This is a genomic window from Streptomyces sp. NBC_00335 (assembly GCF_036127095.1).
Classification (GTDB): Bacteria; Actinomycetota; Actinomycetes; order Streptomycetales; family Streptomycetaceae; genus Streptomyces.
Genome location: NZ_CP108006.1, coordinates 918,689 through 937,365, shown reverse-complemented (window position 1 = coordinate 937,365; position 18,677 = coordinate 918,689). Strand labels below are relative to the sequence as shown.

The 18,677-nt window shown below is 69.0% G+C and carries 16 protein-coding genes and 3 pseudogenes; 8 read left to right on the top strand and 11 right to left on the bottom strand.

Features of this window, described 5'->3' with window-relative positions; genetic code table 11:
- Window positions 1–607 precede the first annotated feature (607 nt).
- Window positions 608–1,099: a DUF1269 domain-containing protein gene (locus OHA37_RS04335; RefSeq protein ID WP_266902619.1), complete on the bottom strand. Its 492-nt coding sequence runs from the start codon at window positions 1,097–1,099 to the stop codon at window positions 608–610.
- A 256-nt stretch (window positions 1,100–1,355) separates the two neighbouring features.
- On the opposite strand from OHA37_RS04335, the gene OHA37_RS04330 reads away from it, so the two are divergent.
- The gene (locus OHA37_RS04330) at window positions 1,356–1,802 is read left to right on the top strand and encodes a DUF7144 family membrane protein (RefSeq protein WP_443046109.1); all 447 of its coding nucleotides are present in this window, start codon (window positions 1,356–1,358) and stop codon (window positions 1,800–1,802) included.
- A 90-nt stretch (window positions 1,803–1,892) separates the two neighbouring features.
- Here OHA37_RS04330 and OHA37_RS04325 read toward each other — a convergent pair whose 3' ends face one another.
- The 3 genes from OHA37_RS04325 to nhaC form a co-directional block, all read right to left on the bottom strand.
- Window positions 1,893–3,152, bottom strand: coding sequence for an arginine deiminase (locus tag OHA37_RS04325; protein WP_266902615.1), 1,260 nt, complete (start codon window positions 3,150–3,152; stop codon window positions 1,893–1,895).
- A gap of 110 nt (window positions 3,153–3,262) precedes the next feature.
- Complete coding sequence (locus OHA37_RS04320) at window positions 3,263–4,723, bottom strand: basic amino acid/polyamine antiporter (protein WP_266902613.1); 1,461 nt, start codon at window positions 4,721–4,723, stop codon at window positions 3,263–3,265.
- A gap of 43 nt (window positions 4,724–4,766) precedes the next feature.
- Window positions 4,767–6,299 carry a Na+/H+ antiporter NhaC gene (gene nhaC / locus OHA37_RS04315; RefSeq protein ID WP_266902611.1) on the bottom strand — a complete coding sequence of 511 codons (1,533 nt, stop codon included), beginning with the start codon at window positions 6,297–6,299 and terminating at the stop codon, window positions 4,767–4,769.
- Between the two features lie 303 nt (window positions 6,300–6,602).
- On the opposite strand from nhaC, the gene OHA37_RS40750 reads away from it, so the two are divergent.
- A complete protein-coding gene (locus OHA37_RS40750) occupies window positions 6,603–6,890 on the top strand; it encodes a CocE/NonD family hydrolase C-terminal non-catalytic domain-containing protein (protein ID WP_353963465.1) in 288 nt (95 codons plus the stop codon).
- 45 nt (window positions 6,891–6,935) lie between these two features.
- Here OHA37_RS40750 and OHA37_RS04305 read toward each other — a convergent pair whose 3' ends face one another.
- Complete coding sequence (locus OHA37_RS04305) at window positions 6,936–7,631, bottom strand: hypothetical protein (RefSeq protein WP_266902607.1); 696 nt, start codon at window positions 7,629–7,631, stop codon at window positions 6,936–6,938.
- 122 nt (window positions 7,632–7,753) lie between these two features.
- Here OHA37_RS04305 and OHA37_RS04300 point away from each other — a divergent pair, with 122 nt between their 5' ends.
- Complete coding sequence (locus tag OHA37_RS04300) at window positions 7,754–8,404, top strand: TetR/AcrR family transcriptional regulator (protein WP_266902605.1); 651 nt, start codon at window positions 7,754–7,756, stop codon at window positions 8,402–8,404.
- On the opposite strand, the gene OHA37_RS04295 is transcribed toward OHA37_RS04300, so the two are convergent.
- Window positions 8,395–8,949 (bottom strand): CocE/NonD family hydrolase C-terminal non-catalytic domain-containing protein, encoded by a 555-nt coding sequence (locus OHA37_RS04295; protein ID WP_266912505.1) that lies wholly within the window; start codon window positions 8,947–8,949, stop codon window positions 8,395–8,397. The two genes, OHA37_RS04300 and OHA37_RS04295, sit on opposite strands and share 10 nt — an antisense overlap.
- A gap of 150 nt (window positions 8,950–9,099) precedes the next feature.
- Complete coding sequence (locus OHA37_RS04290; protein ID WP_266912503.1) at window positions 9,100–9,831, bottom strand: VOC family protein; 732 nt, start codon at window positions 9,829–9,831, stop codon at window positions 9,100–9,102.
- A gap of 251 nt (window positions 9,832–10,082) precedes the next feature.
- On the opposite strand from OHA37_RS04290, the gene OHA37_RS04285 reads away from it, so the two are divergent.
- The 3 genes and pseudogenes from OHA37_RS04285 to OHA37_RS04275 form a co-directional block, all read left to right on the top strand.
- A complete protein-coding gene (locus OHA37_RS04285; protein ID WP_266902603.1) occupies window positions 10,083–11,048 on the top strand; it encodes an LLM class F420-dependent oxidoreductase in 966 nt (321 codons plus the stop codon).
- Window positions 11,049–11,061: 13 nt separating this feature from the next.
- A pseudogene (locus tag OHA37_RS04280) lies at window positions 11,062–11,715 on the top strand (HAD family hydrolase); the annotation flags it as partial.
- A 555-nt stretch (window positions 11,716–12,270) separates the two neighbouring features.
- Window positions 12,271–12,366: pseudogene (locus OHA37_RS04275) on the top strand (DUF6766 family protein); the annotation flags it as partial.
- Between the two features lie 23 nt (window positions 12,367–12,389).
- On the opposite strand, the pseudogene OHA37_RS04270 reads toward OHA37_RS04275, so the two are convergent.
- Window positions 12,390–12,794 (bottom strand): annotated as a pseudogene (locus tag OHA37_RS04270) (Fur family transcriptional regulator); the annotation flags it as partial.
- A 330-nt stretch (window positions 12,795–13,124) separates the two neighbouring features.
- On the opposite strand from OHA37_RS04270, the gene katG reads away from it, so the two are divergent.
- Both katG and OHA37_RS04260 read left to right on the top strand, forming a co-directional pair.
- Complete coding sequence (gene katG, locus OHA37_RS04265; protein WP_266902601.1) at window positions 13,125–15,317, top strand: catalase/peroxidase HPI; 2,193 nt, start codon at window positions 13,125–13,127, stop codon at window positions 15,315–15,317.
- Window positions 15,318–15,521: 204 nt separating this feature from the next.
- Entirely contained in the window at window positions 15,522–15,932 is a 411-nt protein-coding gene (locus tag OHA37_RS04260) for an SsgA family sporulation/cell division regulator (RefSeq protein ID WP_266902599.1), read from the top strand.
- Between the two features lie 91 nt (window positions 15,933–16,023).
- Here the strand turns inward: OHA37_RS04260 and OHA37_RS04255 are convergent, their stop codons facing one another.
- The 3 genes from OHA37_RS04255 to OHA37_RS04245 all read right to left on the bottom strand — a co-directional run bounded on the left by OHA37_RS04255 (window position 16,024) and on the right by OHA37_RS04245 (window position 18,393).
- Window positions 16,024–16,437, bottom strand: coding sequence for a TraR/DksA family transcriptional regulator (locus OHA37_RS04255; RefSeq protein WP_266902597.1), 414 nt, complete (start codon window positions 16,435–16,437; stop codon window positions 16,024–16,026).
- Window positions 16,438–16,519: 82 nt separating this feature from the next.
- Window positions 16,520–17,503 (bottom strand): sensor histidine kinase, encoded by a 984-nt coding sequence (locus OHA37_RS04250; protein ID WP_266902595.1) that lies wholly within the window; start codon window positions 17,501–17,503, stop codon window positions 16,520–16,522.
- The gene (locus OHA37_RS04245; RefSeq protein ID WP_266902593.1) at window positions 17,500–18,393 is read right to left on the bottom strand and encodes an MEDS domain-containing protein; all 894 of its coding nucleotides are present in this window, start codon (window positions 18,391–18,393) and stop codon (window positions 17,500–17,502) included. The genes OHA37_RS04250 and OHA37_RS04245 overlap by 4 nt, the downstream gene beginning before the upstream one ends.
- Between the last annotated feature and the right edge of the window lie 284 nt (window positions 18,394–18,677).

The following is an 18,677-nucleotide window of genomic DNA, read 5'->3' as shown; positions in this document are numbered from 1 at the left end:
CGCCGGGCTCGAGGTTCTCCGCTCCGACGATCCTGCTCTCTACGACCTTGCCGGTGGCATCCGTGAAGTCCACTTGGACGGCGTACGACGCCGTCTTGTCCGTACGGTTGGTGATGCTGACGATGAGCGCCAGAGGCCTCGAAGGCGGAAGCGGCGGCAGACGCGGACGAGGCCGCAGCCGACGCCGACGCGAGTGCGGAGGCCGCGGCCGAACTCATCGGGGCAGGTGGCATGCCGGAGAAGGAAGCCGTGTCAGGCGGGGTCGGCCGGGGGCTGAACGTCCTGGTCGACTGATCTCCCGCACTCGTACTGCACGATGCCAGCACGGCCACCCCCGAAACCATGGTGACCAGCGTCAGCGCGAAAGCCGTCACACCCCGCCCAGCCGGTGAGTGCTTCCCGGACCCGGTCACAGGGCTTCCTTCCACGCTGACGGGTCGATGTCGGCATCGCCTCATGTTCGATGCCGTCCTCGCCTGCCGCGACCGGGGTCGAGCGACCGGGTTGGCGCTGCCGCCAGGCACTGCGCCGCAAGGTCCGGGCCTCGTTCGACCCGGCTGCACGCCTCCGCGCCTGCAAAGCCTGACCGCAAGGGGGCATAGCGCACCTACGGCTGAGAGCCCGCGAGCTGCTCGGCCAGTTCGCTCTCCTCAGCGGCGTCGAGCGAAGTCTTCAAAACCGTGCCACCGTGCTGCCGCATGGCCTCGGAGAACCTCTCCTCCGACACGATCAGGCCCATGATCGCCACGGCCGCCGACCCAGGATTGAGGAGATCTTGAACGCGTCGGCGGAATTCCTCATCGACACCCGACTTTCCGAGCTTCCCCAGCAGTCCGCCGACCGCCGCGCCGGCAACGAACCCGACCCCGGGCAGAAGGAACAGCACGCCGAAGACGATGCCCCACACCGCCCCGGCCGCGGCCGACGGACCGATGAGACGGCTCGGCGTGTCCACGTGGGTCTCGCCCTGCGCATCCACCGACACCACCGCCAGCCCGCTCACGCTGACGACGTGATCCCGGTGAAGCTCCTGCACGGTGGCGTAGGCCAGCCGAGCCGTCTCGGGATCGTCGTATCCGATCACCATCAGCTCCGACATGAACGCCTCCCGGTGTGGTGTGGCGACAGGGCCTGAACGCACGCTATGCCTCCGTGGGGGCTTCAGCATCCCGTCACCGCCGCGTGCGCCGGGCGACGAGCTCAGCCCCGGCTCTCCGGCACTCGGAAATGCGGGAACACGGGGAGACGTCGTGGTCCGGAATGCCGATGGATGGCCGCCGTGACACGCTGAAACAGGGGATCACGCCGATCCCGGCACACGAGGTCGGCCGGCTCTGCTACCCATGGAGACCGAAATGGCCAGTGACGCCAGCAGACCCCGAGCAGGCAACTCGCACCCGAGTCCCTGGCACGCGCCCGTATCCGGCACCACTGTCATGGCAGCAGCCTTGATGATCTTCGGTGGAGCGATGGCGATCTTCGAAGGGATCGCGGCCATCACCAAGGACACCGTGTTCCTTGCGACGCGGCACTACATCTTCGAGTTCAGCCTGGCGGGCTGGGGCTGGATCCACCTCATCCTGGGCATCGTCCTCGTCTTCGCCGGCTGCGCCGTCATCAGCGGAGCCCTGTGGGCGCGCTTCTTCGGTGTCTCCATCGCCGGGCTGGGTGCGATCGCCAACTTCCTGTGGCTGCCGTACTACCCCCTGTGGGCCCTGGTGCTCATCGCCATCAACATCCTCGTCATCTGGGCGCTGTGCACGGGTATGCACCGAGAGGCGGACGAGGGCCTGACTGCCTGACCCGGCCGTACGCGACGACCAGCCCCCCGCACCCCACCGCCGGGCGGCCCGGCGGATTCGACGGGCCGCGCGGCGACGGTGCCCGGCCCGTCAGAAGGAGACGGCGTCGCGGATGAGGGGGCAGGTCATGCAGTGTCCGCCACCGCGCCCGCGCCCGAGTTCGGCACCGACGATGGTGATGACCTCGACACCGGCCTTGCGCAGCAGCGTGTTCGTTTGCGTGTTGCGGTCGTACGTGAAGACCACGCCGGGCTCCAGGGCGACCGCGTTGTTGCCGCTGTCCCACTGCTGGCGCTCGGAGGCGTACGCGTCCCCGCCGGTCTCGATGACCGTCAGCCGGGGCAGCCCGAGGCCCTTGGCCACGACGTCGACGAACGGGCTCGATCCCTCGTCCGTGATCTCGACGCCCACGGGCTTGTCGCTCGGGCGCAGGGAGAAGGTGTGCACCGCGTCCATGATCTTGGGATAGAGGGTGACGATGTCGCGGTCGGCGAACGTGAAGACGGTGTCGAGGTGCATGGCGGCCCGCAGCTTGGGCATGCCCGCGACGATGACGTGCTGGGCGGCGCCGTTCTTGAACAGGGAGGCGGCGACTTGGGTGATGGCCTGGCGGGAGGTGCGTTCGCTCATGCCCATCAGTACGACGCCGTTGCCGACCGGCATGATGTCGCCGCCCTCGAACGTGGCCTGTCCCCAGTTCTGTTCGGGGTCGCCCCACCATACGGTGGAGGCCTTGAAGTCGGGGTGGAAGGTGTAGATCGCCTTCATCAGGAGGGTTTCGTCGTGCCGGGCAGGCCAGTACAGCGGGTTGAGCGTGACGCCGCCGTAGAGCCAGCAGGTGGTGTCGCGGGTGTAGAGGGTGTTGGGAAGGGGCGGCATCAGGTACTCCCGCGCACCGGTCGCCTCGCGAGCGAGCGCCACGTAGCCGGACCGGAAGTCGTCCGGCAGGTCGGCGGTCGACAACCCGCCGATCAGGAAGTCGGCCAGCTCACGCGGGGCGAGGGTCTCCAAGAAGGCCCTGGTGCCGTCGAGGAGGCCGAGGCCGACCTCGTTGGCGGTGATCTTCCGGTCGAGGAGCCAGGACCTGGCCTCGGCCATGGCCATGGTCTCGGCGAGCAGGTCGTGCAGCTCGACGACCTCGACTCCGCGCTGGGTGAGCTTGTTGACGAAGTCCGCGTGATCGCGCTGGGCGTTCTCCACCCACATGACGTCGTCGAAAAGCAGGTCGTCCGCATTGGTGGGGGTCAAGCGGCGGTGCGCGAGCCCGGGTGCGCAGACCAGGACCTTGCGGAGCCTGCCGACCTCGGAGTGGACGCCGAAGGCGGGCCGGGGGGTGCTGTCGGTGCTCAACGCGTTGCGCCTTTCGTTGGATGAACCGGGGTCGGGCAACCCGATCGGGGATCAGGCGACCTGATCGGGGATCAGGCGACCCGATCGGGGATCGGGGGGTCAGGTACGGATCACAGCTCGATCCAGCCCACGGCCAGAGCGAGCACTCCCACGAGAGCGCCGGCGATGGAGACGGCACAGATGACGGCCTCGCCGGGGGAGAACGGGCGCCGGTTCTGCTCCCGCCGCGCCTTGACGAACAGGAACGTCGCCGGGGCGTAGAGGATGAAGGAGACCAGGACCAGCTTGAGTCCGGCGGCGAAGAGCAGGAACGCCGTGTACAGCGTGGCGACCACCGCGATCACCAGCTCTCCGCGCGTGCTCCGCCCGACGGTCTCCTCGCGGCCCGGCCCGGAGGCGACCTTCACGGCGAAGGCCGCGGCGAGCAGGAAGGGGATCAGGCTCAGCGCGCTGGTGAGGTCGAGCGCGAAGTTGAACGCGTCCTCGGAGAACATCGTGACGACCAGGACGACCTGGCTCAGGGACGTGGTCATCAACAGCGCGGGAACCGGTACGTCCTCAGAGGTGGCCCGCCCCAGGAAACGAGGCATGTCCTTGTCCTTCGCGGCGACGAAGAGCACCTCCGCGGCCATGAGCGTCCAGGCCAGATAGGCGCCGAGGACGGAGACGATCAGGCCGACGCTGACGAAGACCTTCCCCCAGGTGCCGACCGCGTGCTCCAGGACACCGGCCATGGAGGGCTGGCGCAGCTCGGCGATCTCGGCCATCGGCATGATCCCGTAGGACACGATGGTGACGGAGGCGAAGACGGCGAAGACGCTGAGGAATCCCAGGACGGTGGCGCGCCCGACGTCCTCGCGCCGCTTGGCGTGCCGGGAGTAGACGCTCGCCCCCTCGACACCGAGGAAGACGAAGACGGTGGCCAGCATCGTCCCGCGGACCTGGTTGAACAGTGAACCGGCGTAGTCGGCGCCGCCCCAGTTGGCCGCGAAGACGTCGGTGTCGAGGCAGAACAGTGCGAGGACGACGAAGACGAGGATGGGCACGACCTTCGCCACGGTCACGATCTTGTTGATCGCGGCCGCCTCTTTGACCCCGCGGCGGATCAGCAGGAAGAAGGCCCACAAGCCGACCGAGGAGAGGATGACGGCGAGGAGGGTGTCCCCGTCGCCGAGCGCGGGCCAGATGGCGCCGATCGTCGACATGATGAGCACCCAGTAGGTGACGTTGCCGACGCACGCGCTCGCCCAGTAGCCGAAGGCGGAGAAGAACCCGAGGTACTCCCCGAACCCGGCCTTGGCGTAGGCGTACACGCCCGCGTCGAGGTCGGGTCTGCGGACCGCGAGGGTCTGGAACACGAACGCGAGCATCAGCATGCCCGTACCGGCGATCGCCCAGGCGATCAGGGCGCCCGCAACCCCCGTCTCCTGGGCGAAGCGGCGCGGTAGGGAGAACACCCCGGCGCCGACCATCGAGCCGACCACCATCGCGGTCAGTGTCAGCAGCGTCAACTTGACGGCCGGCCGGCCTGCGGTGGTCGCCGCCGCGTCGTTGGTCTCGGCGTTGCTCATGGCTTCCTTCGTCTCTACGACTCTCGGTGGTGGGGGCTGCCGGCTACGGGCCGACGGAGGCCCCGGACCCGGACCCGCCCTCGGAGCCGGTCACGGACCCGGCCTCGGGCGGTGCGACTTTCTCGATCTTGAACCCGGTGATGCCGTAGAGGACGCTCAGGGCCGGGCTGGCGTAGTTGAAGATCGCGAACGGGGCGTAGGTCAAAGTGGGGACGCCGAGCACCGCTCCCATGAACGCGCCGCAGGAGTTCCACGGGACGAGCGCGGAGGTGACCGTGCCGCTGTCGGCGCAGAGACGCGACAGGTTCGTCGGCGCGAGCCCGCGCTTCTCGAACTCCAGACGGAACACCCGCGAGGGCAGAACGAGGGCGATGTACTGGTCACCGGCGACGACGTTCAGGCCGAAGGCGCAGGCGAACACGGTGAGGAACAGCCGGCCGGTGCTCTTCGCCGAGCGGATCAGTGGGTCCACGAGCCGGGCGATGAGGCCGAACTCCTCCAGCACGGCACCGAAGGTGACCGCGCCGATGATCAGCCAGAGGGTGAGGAGCATGCTGTCCATGCCGCCGCGTGAGAGCAGTTGGTCGATCAGCGGGATGCCGGACCGGATGGAGAACCCGTTCGCCATGGCGAGCCAGATGCCCTTCAGCGACTCAAGGACGACGTTCCCGGACCCGGCGACGAAGTCCCGCATCACGGAGGGCTGCAGGAACGCGCCGAGCACGCCCGCGAAGACGGCCGAGCCGATGAGGGCGAGCGAAGCCGGCACCTTCTTGATCGACAGGAAGGCCAGGAGGACGAGCGGCAGGAGGTTCAAGGGAGTGATGTGGTAGATGTCGCCGAGGCGGGCGAGCTCGATGTCCTCTCCCACCGGGTTGACCACGTCGGCACTCTTGACCAGGCCGATCACCAGGAAGACCGCGAAGGCGATGACGAACGCGGGCAACGACGTCCACGCCTGGCGTTTGATGTGCTCGTGGACGTCGACCTTCACCATCTGGGCGGTCAGAACCGTCGTCTCCGACAGCGGGGAGAGTTTGTCTCCGAGGTACGCGCCCGAGATCACCGCGCCGGCTGTGATCGCTGTGGACACGCCGAGCATGTCCGCGACTCCGACCAACCCCACGCCGATCGTGCCCGCGGTCGTCCAGGAACTCCCGATGCTCAGGGCGATGGCGCCGCAGATGACGGCCGTGGCCGCGTAGTACCAACTCGGTGAGAGCGCCTGGATGCCGTAGTAGACCAAGGTCGGGATCGTCCCGGAAAGGTTCCACACCCCGATCAGGGCGCCCACCGCCAAGAGGATGAACACCGCGCTGGTGATCGAGGAAAGGGCGCGCTGGCCCGCCTGCTGCACCGCGCTCCACGGATGGCCGTTCTTCATCGCCACCAGCGCCGCGGCCATCGCACACAGCACCAGGGCCACCTGGATCGGCCCGTCCAGTGCGTCGAGCCCGAACAGGGCCAGCGACCCGGCGACCAGTACGGCCAGCACCACCAGGGGCACGATCGAGTCGAGCAGGGACGGCTCGCGCACCGGAGGGCCCGGTGGTTCGCCTTCTTCCTCGTCCCGCATCCCAGCCCCGTTCACGCATGGGCCGCGACGCCGTAGCCCTCCGAGATGTGGAATATAGCCTCATATCGGTGGATATCTCGTAGCTGAGTGAGTGTCGCGACCTGACGGCGTCCGTGCCGAGGAGCGCACCTGGCCGAGGCGATCACTTCTTCTCCCGGCGGACCGTCGGCGCTGACGGTCTCGTACGCGAGGCCGGGCAGGGTCTGCGTTTCGATCAGGTCCAGGATGTCAGCGGGACCCCGGCCACGCGCGTGATCTGCCCGTGTCGGGTCAGCAGGGTCCGCTGTCGGTCCAGACGCCGTCCTGGCCGGATGCGGACGGGTCCTCGCCGCGGGTCCACCGGCCCACACCTTCGACCGGATCGAAAGGCTCTCACCGGGCGAGGTCGTCGACCTCGAGATCGACCTGCTCCCGGTCGGGCTCGTCTTCCAACCGGGTGAGCAGCTCCGCCTCGTCGTCAGCGGCCGCTCGCTCCTGGGCACGATGATGCCGGGAAACAGCGAGTACACCCCCGCCAACAGCGGACGACACGTCGTCCACACGGGTGGCGACCGTGCCTCCTACCTGCAGCTCCCCGTCAAGACGACGTGACTCGGCAGCGCCCGGCGCAGGGCCGGGCGCCGCAGCAGTCGTGCTTCAGGCGCGGGCTTCCGCCGCGGCGACGATCCAGTTCCGGAACTCGACGGCGTAGTGCCGCAGGTGGTGGTCCAGGACTTCGTCGGGGCAGGCGACGGGGAAGTACACAGACAGGTTCGAGATGAAACCGTCGGCGGTGTCGCCGAACTGGATGAGGGCGCGTCCGACGACGGTGCCGTCGGTCAGGAAGAGGTTCGAGGACATCTTGCGGGGATATTCGGCCTCCGGGAGGAGCTCGGTCGCGTCCTTGGCCCAGTCCAGTGCGTCGGTGCCCCAGCCGCCCATGTAGAAGGAGGCGATGTGGGGGCCGATGTTCTCGACCACGCGTGCGCCGGTCTCGTCGGTGCCCATCGCGTAGTGCTCGGGGTGTGCGGCGAGGAGCGGCTGCTCGTCGCCGGTGAAGGCCTTGTCCATCCAGGCCAGGAATTCGCCCGAGGTGAGGCCCTGTGTCGCGAGCACGGTGGTGCCCGCCTTGAACTCGCCGTGGGAGGCGAGGGCGCTCTCGCGCAGGAAGGCGTTGCCCTCCTCGATGTCCGCGGCCAGCAGGTCGAGGAGCCCCTCGCGTCCCAGCAGCGTACGGAAGCGGTCCACGGCCCGGCGGGCGTAGAAGAGCTCGAAGTCGTCGATGCTCCCGCCACCGGCGGGCCCCGACTCGAGGGAGACGGTCACGGGCTGAGAAGTCTGGTTGTCGGTCATGGCGGAACCTCCGTATGATGTGAATGTGAATGTGAATTCATGTTCGCGTTACGAGGTTACCCACGGGAGTGCACCCCTTGTCAAGACGACCCGCTGAGACCGCCGCGGATACCATGCGGGGCATGACTGATGAGCCGGGCCGCCCAGCGCCCTACCGGGAGCCCCGGCAGGCGCGCAGCGCCGCGACACTGGCCCGCGTACTGCAGGCGGCCGAGGAGATCGCCTCCTCGTCCGGGCTGGAGGAGATGACGATGACCGGCGTCGCGGAACGCGCCGGCGTCGCCGTCGGCACGATCTACCGCCGCTTCGAAGACAAAGAACAGCTGATCAACGCACTCGTCGAGCGGATGCTGGAACGCCGCGAGCAGTACGTGGCGGAGCGACTGCGCGAGGCCGACCCGTCACTCTCCGGCGTCATGGACGCCTACGCGCACGCCCTGCTGCAGTCCTTCGCCGACAGCAGCAACCTCTTCCCGGAACTCCTGCGCGTACGGGGACCCAGGTCCCTGGACCGCGGCGCGCACACCATCACCGAGATCCACCGCCTCCTGATCGAGGCGGCGACCCCCTACGCCGGCGAGATCCGGCGAGCCGACCCGAAAGCGGCGCTGGACACCGTCGCACGCTCCATCCTCGGCGCCTGCTTCCACAACACCCTGCGCCCCGACAGCGCCACGGGCGAGGCGGCCCAGCGACGTTACGCGGATGAGCTGGGCGACATGGCGATCGCCTACCTGCTCAGTCCCGACCGCCGGACCGCCGCTCACGCCTGAGTGGGTCGTGCCCCCTGGAGGGGGAGCTGCAGGTACGACGCGTGCTCCCCGCCGGTGTGGATGATGTGCCTGCCGCGGTTGTGCGGGACATAGTCGCGCGTCGCGGGCATGATCGTCCCGAGTGCGTTGTGTCCGCTGATGACCAGCCTGAGCTGCTCGCCGGGAAGGAATCGGAGGCCGATCGGCAGCAGGTCGATCTCGACGTCGACGATCTGGCCGGGGCTCAGCTTCTCCACCCGGTCGAAGCTGTGGGCGGGAACGGCCTCCGTCGACAGGCTCTCGTCCAGGTGGCGGGCGGACACCCGCAGGCGTCCGCTCGATCCCTTGTAGCGCAGCACCGACGCGCCGTGCTCGGTGACGTCCTGCATCAGCGCCCCGTGGTTCGGAACGGTGAACTGCTGCAAGGGTGTGCCGTGGCGGTCCAGCTTCTGGACGAGGACGAACAGGTCCATGTCGTCGGAGCCCTCCGCCTCGACCCATAGCCGGGCCTTCGGGTAGCCGACCATCGTCGTCTCTTCCGTGAAGCGGACGGCGAAGGAGACCAGGCCCGCGCGCGGGACTCGGACGCGTAGCCGGCCTGCGCCGCCACCGAGGACGGGTCGCTGGTCAGCGCACGAGTGCGCCCGTCCCGAAGCGCCTCAGCCGCATGTCGATCGCTGCGGCCGGCGAACGTTGCCGACGGCACCGGGCCAGGTCTACGCGTCCTGAGGTGCCACCACGGTGAAGAGCGCTCCCTCGGGGTCGGAGAGAACCATCCACCGGCTCGTGGTGGACGTCTGTACGGGAGAGGCGGCCCTGCCGCCGAGGCCGGTGGCGGCATCGATCGCGGTTTCGAGGTCGGGCACGTGGAAATGGAGGTGCCAGCGGGGGCGCACCTCGGGGTCCGGGGCTTCTTCGAGTGCGCCGCCGCTGATGCGGGCCACGGTGTCGTGGCCGTGGCGCAGCACGACGTGATCGTGTTCGTAGGAGACCGTGCAGCTGCCGGGTCGCTCACTGTCCCAGTCCAGCACCTCTCCGTAGAAGATGGCGGCGGCGAACGCGTCCCGGGTCCGCAGTTCCAGCCAGGCCGGGGCGCTTCCGCGGCCCATCGACCAGTCGGGGACGGCCTCGCCGTGCCAGAAGCCGAAGACGGCCCCTGCGGGGTCCGCTGCCAAGGCGGCTCGTCCGGTGCCGAAGGGCAGAGGGCCGACCGCCATGGTCGCGCCGCGTTCACGGATCCGTGCGGCCGTCGCGTCGGCGTCCTCGACGGCGAAGTACGGCGTCCAGACCACGGGCAGGCTGAGACCCTCGGTGAGTGCGCCGATGCCCGCGACGGGGGCCCCGTCGCGGAAGGCGATGACGACTCCGTCGCCGAGATGGGTGGGACGGAATTCCCAGCCGAGCACGGCACCGTAGAACCTCTGGGCGGAAGGGAGGTCCCGGGCCAGGAGGCTGACCCAGCAGGGGGTACCGGGGATCTCATGGCTCGACGTCGACACAGTTGCCGGCCTCATCTGCTGCTCACGTGGGACGGGACCCTTCCCACAGTAGACCGGCCGACGGCGCCGGGAAGGCTCCACGGCGTCCCGGCCGTGTCGACGGCGGCCGGCGGATCGTCCGAGGGCGGCGACGGACCTCGCAGGGCCGAGATGGTCGCGGTGGGGGGTTTCCAGGGCGCGATAGCGGCAAGGCGCCCTTCATGGTGCGAATCGGATACACGATGATGACCGAGCAGGCCGGCCCCCGCGAGCTGGTGTCCCATGTGGTGAGGGCGGAGAACGCCGGATTCGACTTCTCCGTCATCTCGGACCACTCCTTCCCCTGGCTGGAGTCCCAGGGGCATGCGCCCTACGCCTGGAGCGTCCTGGGAGCGGCCGCGCAGGCGACCTCCCGGATCCCGCTCATGACGTACGTGACCTGCCCGACCTTCCGCTACCACCCGGCGGTCGTCGCCCAGAAGGCCGCGACCATGCAGATCCTGTCCCAGGGCAGGTTCCGGCTAGGGCTGGGCTCGGGCGAGAACCTGAACGAGCACATCGTCGGCGCCGGCTGGCCCGCCGCCCACGTGCGTCTGGAGATGCTCGAAGAAGCCGTGGGGATCATCCGCTCCCTCTTCGCCGGCGGGTACGTGAGCCACCACGGCGCGCACTTCGACGTCGAGAACGCCAGACTCTGGGACCTCCCGGACGATCCGCCCCCGATCGGGATCGCGGTGTCCGGGGACCGCTCCTGTGAGATCGCGGGACGGTACGGCGACCTGCTCATCGCCACCGAGCCGAAGCAGGAGCTGCTGACCGCGTTCGGCGCGTACGGCGGCTCCGGCAAGCCGCGGATCGGGCAGGTTCCCGTCTGCTACGACCCGGACCGCGATGCGGCGGTGGCCCGCGCCCACGAACAGTTCCGCTGGTCGCCCGCCGGCTGGAAGGTCAACGCCGAGCTCCCCGGCCCCGCCGCCTTCCAGCAGGCCGCGCAGCACGCGCGGCCCGACGACGTGGCCGCGGCGATCGCGTGCGGCGACGACGTGGACGCCTTCGTCGAGGCGGTCCGCCCGTACGCGGAGGCGGGCTTCACCGAGGTCGCCCTCATCCAGATAGGCGGCGACCACCAGACGCCGTTCCTGGAGTGGGCAGAGACGAAACTGCTGCCCGCCCTGCGAGACCTGTGAGGATGCGATCGTCATGGACCGCGCTGCTCTCTTCGATGTCGACGGCACCCTGACCGACACCAATCACCTGCACATCACCTCCTGGTGGGAAGCCCTGCGCCAGGCCGGGCACCACGTGCCCATGCACGCCGTTCACCGGGCGATCGGCCTGCCCGGCGAAGACCTCCTCGACCACCTCCTGGGCGAGGACCGGGACCACTCCGGCGACGCCCGGCTGAGCGCCGCCCACGACACCCTGTACGCCACGTACTTCGACCGGCTCACCGCCTTCGACTCGTCCGCGGACGTGCTCCGCGCCCTGTCGGAGGACGGCTGGAAGGTGGTGCTCGTCACCTCCGCCAAGGACCGGGAACTCGACGCCCTGCGCAAAGCCATCGGCGCGGACGACGCCATCACCGACACCGCGACCTCCGACGACGTCGACCGGGGCAAGCCCGCACCCGACCCCGTCCGGCACGCCCTCGAACTGGTGGGTGTGTCGCCCGACCGCGCCGTGTTCATCGGTGACTCCGTCTGGGACATGAAGGCGGCCGACCGGGCCGGGGTAGCCGCCGTCGGCCTGCTGTGCGGTGGAATCCCCGGTGACGACCTCGTGGAGGCCGGTGCGGTTGCCGTCTACCGCGACCCGGCTGATCTCCTGGCCGGCCTCGGTGACAGCCCGCTCTCCCGGGTACCTGCCCTGAAACCTCTCGACGCCGTGAGCGGCATGATCGCCGGGATGCCCAGGGTCCCGCAACGTCATGCCGTCACGGCGTCTGACGGGGGGCGGACGGGGCAGGCGGTGGGCATGAACGAATCCCTTGCGAACGTGTCCAGCAGCTACTACGTCACCGTCCGAGGAGAGCGCTTCACCTGCGGTGGAGTGACGGGTCTGGGTCCCCAGGGTGACCTTGGCCTGCCCGGGCAGGTGCTCACGCTCACCCTCGACGACTGCGTCCTCACCGACGCGCCCGGGGCGCAGGAATGGGCCCTGTCCACCGAGGCTCCCGCCGAGCCGTGCAACGTCAAGATCGAGGAGATGAGGGCGGGTTCGGGCGACCCGCTCACCACGTGGTACCTCACGGACGCCCGGCCGGACTCGATCACCGACCACAGCACGACGGCGACCAGCCACGAAACGCGGATCGGCCGACTCACCATGCACGCCGCGAAGATCTCTCCGGACATGCCGTAGCGATCCTTTCCGGAGGCCCTTCGCCGAGCCAGGCCGACCGAGGCCTCCTCGGGCGCCCTCCTCCCGGTCTACCTGCGCCAGCGCGGGTCACCCGAATCCGAGCCGGTGGGCGCCGCCCATGCGGTCACGGGAGTCGAAGGCTGACCGGCCCGTGGCTGACCGGGAGTGCACGCGGGGCACAGACCGCGGAACGTGACTTCGGCCCCGGACACGGTGAAGCCGAACCGCTGCTCCGCCGGAAGTCCGGCCAGGGGATCGCCGGTCGGGTGGACGTCGCGGATGATGCCGCAGCCGGAGCACACGAGGTGCTGGTGCGGACGGTGCGCGTTGGGGTCGTAACGCTTCGCGCGGCCGTGGGCGCAGACCTCCATCACCTCACCGAGCGCGACCAGTTCGCCCAGGGTGTTGTAGACGGTGGCCCGGGCGATCTCGGGGAGGCGCCGTGCCGCGCGGGCGTGCACCTCGTCGGCCGTGAGGTGCACGTGCTCGCCGTCGAGGGCTTCTGCTACGACGCGCCGCTGGGACGTCATGCGCCAGCCGCGCCCTCTCAGCCGCTCCAGCAGGTCGCTCATTTCGGTTCGCCTCTCCAATTGCACGTCGGGACGGTCGTCAATTCCGCTTCCGATTCTCATATCAGCGGGGGAGATCGTGATGATCGGAAAATGTCACCCTTGGATTTCGAGTGCTTGTTACGTAGCGGTGCTCTGCGTGTTCTCGTAGCAGTGCGGTCTGCGGTGCGCGACCATACGGACGCCGATACGCGCTCGATTATCGACCTCGTCCCTGAGGACATGTTCTCGTCGGCAGCGTGGGTCGCCGTGCTCGACTCGCAAAGCGGACGGCACCAAGAGTGGGCAGCGCGGCCGGCAGAGGAACACACCAAGACAGGAAGAAGGGCTGACGTGTCCGGCAGCGACAGCGAGAACCCGGTAATCCCCTCCCCGACCCCCGCGCCGACTCGCCCCAGGACGAACCGGGACTGGTGGCCGAATCAGCTGGACCTTCAGGTTCTCCACCAGCATGCGCCCGGATCCAATCCGATGGGTCAGGACTTCGACTACGCGGCAGAGTTCGCGTCCTTGGACGTCGACGAGCTGAAGCAGGACGTCTTCGAGGTGATGACCGCTTCGCAGGCGTGGTGGCCCGCCGACTACGGCCACTACGGACCGCTCTTCATCCGGATGAGCTGGCACGCCGCGGGCACGTACCGCATCGCCGACGGCCGCGGCGGGGGCGGTTCCGGCGCGCAGCGCTTCGCGCCCCTCAACAGCTGGCCGGACAATGCGAGCCTCGACAAGGCCCGCCGTTTGCTCTGGCCGGTGAAGCAGAAGTACGGCCGGAAGATCTCCTGGGCCGACCTGCTGGTGTTCGCCGGCAATTGCGCCATCGAATCCATGGGGTTGAAGACGTTCGGGTTCGGTTTCGGGCGGGAGGACATCTGGGAGCCCGAGGAGATTTTCTGGGGTCCGGAGGACACCTGGCTCGGGGACGAGCGCTACAGCGGCGACAGGGAACTCACCGGTCCCTTCGGCGCGGTGCAGATGGGACTGATCTACGTCAATCCCGAGGGGCCCAACGGGAATCCGGATCCGCTCGCAGCCGCCCGGGACATTCGCGAGACCTTCGCGCGCATGGCGATGAACGACGAGGAGACGGCCGCGCTGATCATCGGCGGCCACACCTTCGGCAAGTGCCACGGTGCGGTCGGAGCCGAGTACATCGGTCCGGAGCCCGAGGGCTGCCCCATCGAGCAGCAGGCCCTCGGATGGAAGAACTCGTACGGCAGCGGGGCGGGCGTCGACTCCCTCACCAGCGGGCTCGAGGGCGCGTGGACCTCCGAGCCGACGAAGTGGGACAACGGGTACCTGGACAACCTGTTCCGGTACGACTGGGAGCTGACGACCAGCCCCGCCGGCGCACAGCAGTGGACCCCGACGGACCCGGCGGCCCAGGGCACCGTGCCCGACGCCCACGATCCGTCGAAGCGGCACGCGCCCATGATGCTGACGACGGACCTGTCGATGAAGCTGGATCCGGTCTACGGGCCGATCTCGAAGGGCTTCCACGAGAACCCGGACAGGCTCGCGGACGCGTTCGCCAAGGCCTGGTACAAGCTGCTGCACCGCGACATGGGGCCCCTCTCGCGCTACCTCGGGCCGTGGGTCCCCGGGCCGCAGCTGTGGCAGGACCCCGTTCCCGCGGTCGATCACGCACTGGTCGGGGACGCGGAGATCGCCGACCTCAAGGGCCGGATCCTCGCGACGGGGCTCTCCGTCCCCCAACTCGTCACCACGGCCTGGGCGTCGGCGGCGAGCTTCCGCGGCACCGACATGCGCGGCGGGGCCAACGGGGCGCGGATCAGGCTCGCACCGCAGAAGGACTGGGAGGTCAACGACCTGCCCGAGGTGGCCGAGGTGCTCCAGGCCCTCGAGCGGATCCAGCAGGACTTCAATGCGTCCCAGGCCGCCGGCGGGGCGAAGGTCTCGCTCGCCGACCTGATCGTGCTGGGCGGGTGCGCGGCCGTCGAGCGGGCCGCGAAGAATGCCGGGCACGCCGTCACGGTCCCGTTCGCACCGGGGCGCACGGACGCCTCGCAGGAGCAGACCGATGTGGAGTCCTTCTCCGTGCTCGAACCCAGGGCGGACGGGTTCCGCAACTACCTCCGGACGGGAGAGAAGCTGCCGCCGGAGACGCTCCTGCTCGACCGTGCCGGCATGTTGAACCTGACCGCACCCGAGATGACGGTGCTGACCGGTGGCATGCGGGCCTTGAACACCGGCTTCGGCGGGTCCCCGCACGGGGTCTTCACCAACCGGCCGGAGATGCTGACGAACGACTTCTTCGTCAACCTGCTCGACATGGGTACCGAGTGGAAGGCGTCGGCCTCCGCCGAGAACGTCTTCGAGGGCCGGGACGTCGCGACGGGCGAGGTCAAGTGGACGGCCACCGCCGTCGACCTCGTCTTCGGTTCGCACTCCCAGCTCCGGGCCATCGCGGAGGTCTACGCCGCGAAGGACGCAGGAGAGAAGCTTGTGGGTGACTTCGTGGCGGCGTGGGACAAGGTGATGAACCTCGACCGGTTCGACCTCGTCTGACCCCGAGGTGCTGGCCGGCCGCTCACCGGCCGGCCATGACGCCCGGGTATCGGTGTGCCGGGGGCGCGCGAAGACCCCCGTCGTCACGATCTCCATCTGGAGGTCCCCAGAGCCTGCGGTCTCGTGGTTCCCCCAATCGGTGCAGTGTGGTGGGGGCGGAGCGGGGCACACGCGTGGCTGACAGCCCACCCTGGAGGCCCATCGATGTCCCGTGTGTCTGCTCTGATCGTCGTGCGCCTCGAGACGGCGACGGGTCACGTGTATTTCCTTGCCCGCTTCGCGTATGACGGCGGAGACCCGTACGTGGTGCAGGCGGAATTCTTGGACGGTGACAACGTCTTGGCACGGTGGCACTTCGACCGGCAGATGCTGGCCGAGGGGCTCCACCGCCCGGTGGGGGAGGGCGACGTCGCGTTCCGCCCCGACAAGGGGTCCGGCCGCGACGAACTCCGCGTCGAACTGATCGGCATGAGCGCCGATCAGCAGGACAACGCCGTTGTCCTCGTGGACGCCCTCGCGCTGAGGAACTTCCTGGACGACACCTACGCAGTCGTCGCTGCCGGGGAGGAGTTCCTCGACCTCGACAAGCTTCTCGACGAGCTCCTGGCTCGCTGAGGAGCCCGTCCGTCCGACCAGAACTGCTGAGTGCCGTCTCTCGTGGACATGGCGACAGCATGAGCGGCGGTCGGCCGAGAAGCCTTTGGCGTCAGGTGGAGTGTGAGGGACGGCGCGGGTCGGAGCCGGCGCAGAGCACACAGGTGGTCGCGGCCGGCCGGATCTCCAGGCGCTCGGGCGGAATCGTTGCGCCGCACCCCTCGCACTGCCCGTAGTCGCCCCGTTCGAGCCGTTCCAGCGCCTGGTCCAGCTCGTCCAAATGGTCGTGTGCCCGCGCGATCAGGGAGGCCACGTGGGCACGCTCGAAGGCCGTACTGGCCCCTTCGGGGTCGTGCTCGTCGTCGACCGCGACCAAGGCGTTCGCCGCGACGATCCCGTCGAAGTCGCGCCCCAGCGCGGCCACCCGATCGAGCGTGTCGTCGCGGTCAGCCGCCAGGCGGTCGCGCGCAGCCGCGACGGCGGACGGGTCGAGCTCTTCATGGCCGTACCGGGGTGCATCGTCCATGTGTGGGACAACGCCGGGCCACGGGTCCCGATTCCCTGACCCGGCCACGGGCGGGACTGGACCCACTGACCGGCCGGGTGATTCAGGAAAGGTTCAGGTGGAGGCGAACGACCGTGGCCGGGGTGCCGGAGTGGACTTCGACCAGGTCGCACAACTGGCGCACGGTCCACAGGCCGTGCCCGCGGGGCAGGCCGGGGTCCGGTGGCAGGTAGCCGAGCGTCCACCCGGTTTCGGCAGGGAAGCGGGTGGGGCCGGGGTCGCTGATCTCGCAGATGACCTTGTGCCCCGTACGCCACACCGAGACCTCGCCGCGTCCTCCGCCGTGCTGAACGGCGTTGGTGGCCACTTCGTTGACGGCGAAAGTCAAACGCTCCGCCCCCTGAGGGGACATCCCCAGCTGCGCGGCCTGCCGGGCGACGAACGCGCGCACGTGGTGCAAGTCGGTGCCGAAGCCCATCGCGGCGTTGCTTCCCGGCTCGGGAACCGGTGACGGGTTCCGATGCCAGGCGGCGCCCTGGGGAGGGGCGTAGTGACCGCTTGTTTCGGCAGCCGGGCCGGTCACCAGCTGCGGGTGGGTACGGCGGGCGTCGGTGACGATCCGGTCGGGGACCGTCCGTGTGTCATAGGGGCAGACGATCCATGCCGGGCAGTGGGCGAAGGCGAGGTTGATGACGGCCTCGTAGCGGGTCCACTCGTCGGTTTCCAATGCGTCGCGGCCGTGCCAGACGGGCTCACCGATCACGCGTACCTGGGAATGGCGTCCAGTGGCGGTGCGTTCGTCGACGTAGCGGTAGTAGGCGCCGAGGGTGCTGCCGGGAGTCTTGTACCAGTCGTCGGCCGCGATGAATTGAACTGCGTCGGCGGCGCTGCCGAGTTGCTGACGCAGCAGGTCGATGTTGGCGGGTGTGGTGACGGCGAGGACTGCCTCGTCATGCTGGAGACCGTCCAGGCAGAACGGGACGGTCGCAGCCAAGAACGCCTCGTCGGACCCGTAAACCAGGCCTTGGTGCACCAACCGGGGGGTCCGGTCGGGCTGCCAGGCGGTCACGTCGATCACGCTGCTCATGCCGAGGCTCCCGGGGAGGTGACGACCAGGGCGACTTGTTGGTCGAACCCGGCCACGGCTATGACCTGGCACAGCAGCGGAGCAAGTTCCACCACCCGCAGGCGGCGGCCCGGCTCGTATCGCTCGGCGGTGTGCGCCAGAGCGCGCAGACCGGCCAGGTCGATGAACTCGAGCGCACTCATGTCCACCCGCACGTCCCCGGCCCAGTCGAGGGTGGCGTCCAGAACCGCAGTCAGGGCGTCGGTGGTGCGGTCGTCCACGGTGCCGATCACACGCATCGTGCGTTCCCCTTCCTCGAAGGTGGGAACGATCCGCAACAGTCTGTCTTCGTAGAGCGGGGAGAGTTCCACGGTGCCCGGGTGGCAGTGGTCGTAGGTCTGCAGTTGAGCGGGGTGAAAGAGGCGGGCATCGTACTGGCAGACGGCCGAAGCAGGCTGTCCCTCGAAGACCGAATTGACCATGCTCTCGTACGCGGCGAGCTCGTCCGCGCCGGCGATCTCACGTAGGACCCAGCTCATTTCACCGACGACCCGGAATCCCTTGAAGCCAGAGGCCGCAGCGCTTGCCATCTCCTGCCGCAGGGTGGCCGCCATCGCCATGGCGTCGAAACGTCCCGAAACCAGGTAGCGGTCGCTGGCAGCGATCACCTGTAGCTGTCCGCTGGACAACGCGGCGTCCGGATCCGTCTGCGTCGACCGAAGCCAGTCGAGCACCGAGGCAGGCTTCTGGCGGTCGGCGAAATACAGTACTCGCTCACCGCGCTTCAACCCATCGGACACGTAGGCGGTGACCACCCGGCGCTGCTCGGAATCGTCGGCGAACGCCAGACATACGTGATCCCCATGGCCAAGGCTCTGGACCGGCCGCTCCCTGCTGCCCTGCGAGATCATCGTTTCCTCACCGTCCGCCCCTGGCTCGCGAGCCCGCGTGGAAAAGGCTCGTCCCACCGCTTCCGGGCGGTGTTCCAAGCCGCCAGCAACGATACCCGGTTCAGATATGCCGTCTGACGCCGGATTCGTGCCGGGCGAGGGCGGAACTCGGTACGTGAAACGCCATTGGGAGGGCGGGGCGGCCGCCTGACACCGGCTTCGCCCCTGGCGATTCGGGGCTTGCTCGCTCTGGACGCCGTGCGTGGCTTGCCGCTGAGGTCCCCCTCCGAATGGCTTGCGCAGGG

Coding starts and splice junctions, on each gene's coding strand:
- OHA37_RS04335 (WP_266902619.1), bottom strand. CDS start 1,099: ATGTCGGAGCTGATGGTGATCGGATACGACGATCCCGAGACGGCTCGG.
- OHA37_RS04330 (WP_443046109.1), top strand. CDS start 1,356: ATGGCCAGTGACGCCAGCAGACCCCGAGCAGGCAACTCGCACCCGAGT.
- OHA37_RS04320 (WP_266902613.1), bottom strand. CDS start 4,723: ATGAGCAACGCCGAGACCAACGACGCGGCGGCGACCACCGCAGGCCGG.
- nhaC (WP_266902611.1), bottom strand. CDS start 6,299: ATGCGGGACGAGGAAGAAGGCGAACCACCGGGCCCTCCGGTGCGCGAG.
- OHA37_RS04305 (WP_266902607.1), bottom strand. CDS start 7,631: ATGACCGACAACCAGACTTCTCAGCCCGTGACCGTCTCCCTCGAGTCG.
- OHA37_RS04300 (WP_266902605.1), top strand. CDS start 7,754: ATGACTGATGAGCCGGGCCGCCCAGCGCCCTACCGGGAGCCCCGGCAG.
- OHA37_RS04285 (WP_266902603.1), top strand. CDS start 10,083: ATGGTGCGAATCGGATACACGATGATGACCGAGCAGGCCGGCCCCCGC.
- OHA37_RS04260 (WP_266902599.1), top strand. CDS start 15,522: ATGTCCCGTGTGTCTGCTCTGATCGTCGTGCGCCTCGAGACGGCGACG.
- OHA37_RS04255 (WP_266902597.1), bottom strand. CDS start 16,437: ATGGACGATGCACCCCGGTACGGCCATGAAGAGCTCGACCCGTCCGCC.
- OHA37_RS04250 (WP_266902595.1), bottom strand. CDS start 17,503: ATGAGCAGCGTGATCGACGTGACCGCCTGGCAGCCCGACCGGACCCCC.
- OHA37_RS04245 (WP_266902593.1), bottom strand. CDS start 18,393: ATGATCTCGCAGGGCAGCAGGGAGCGGCCGGTCCAGAGCCTTGGCCAT.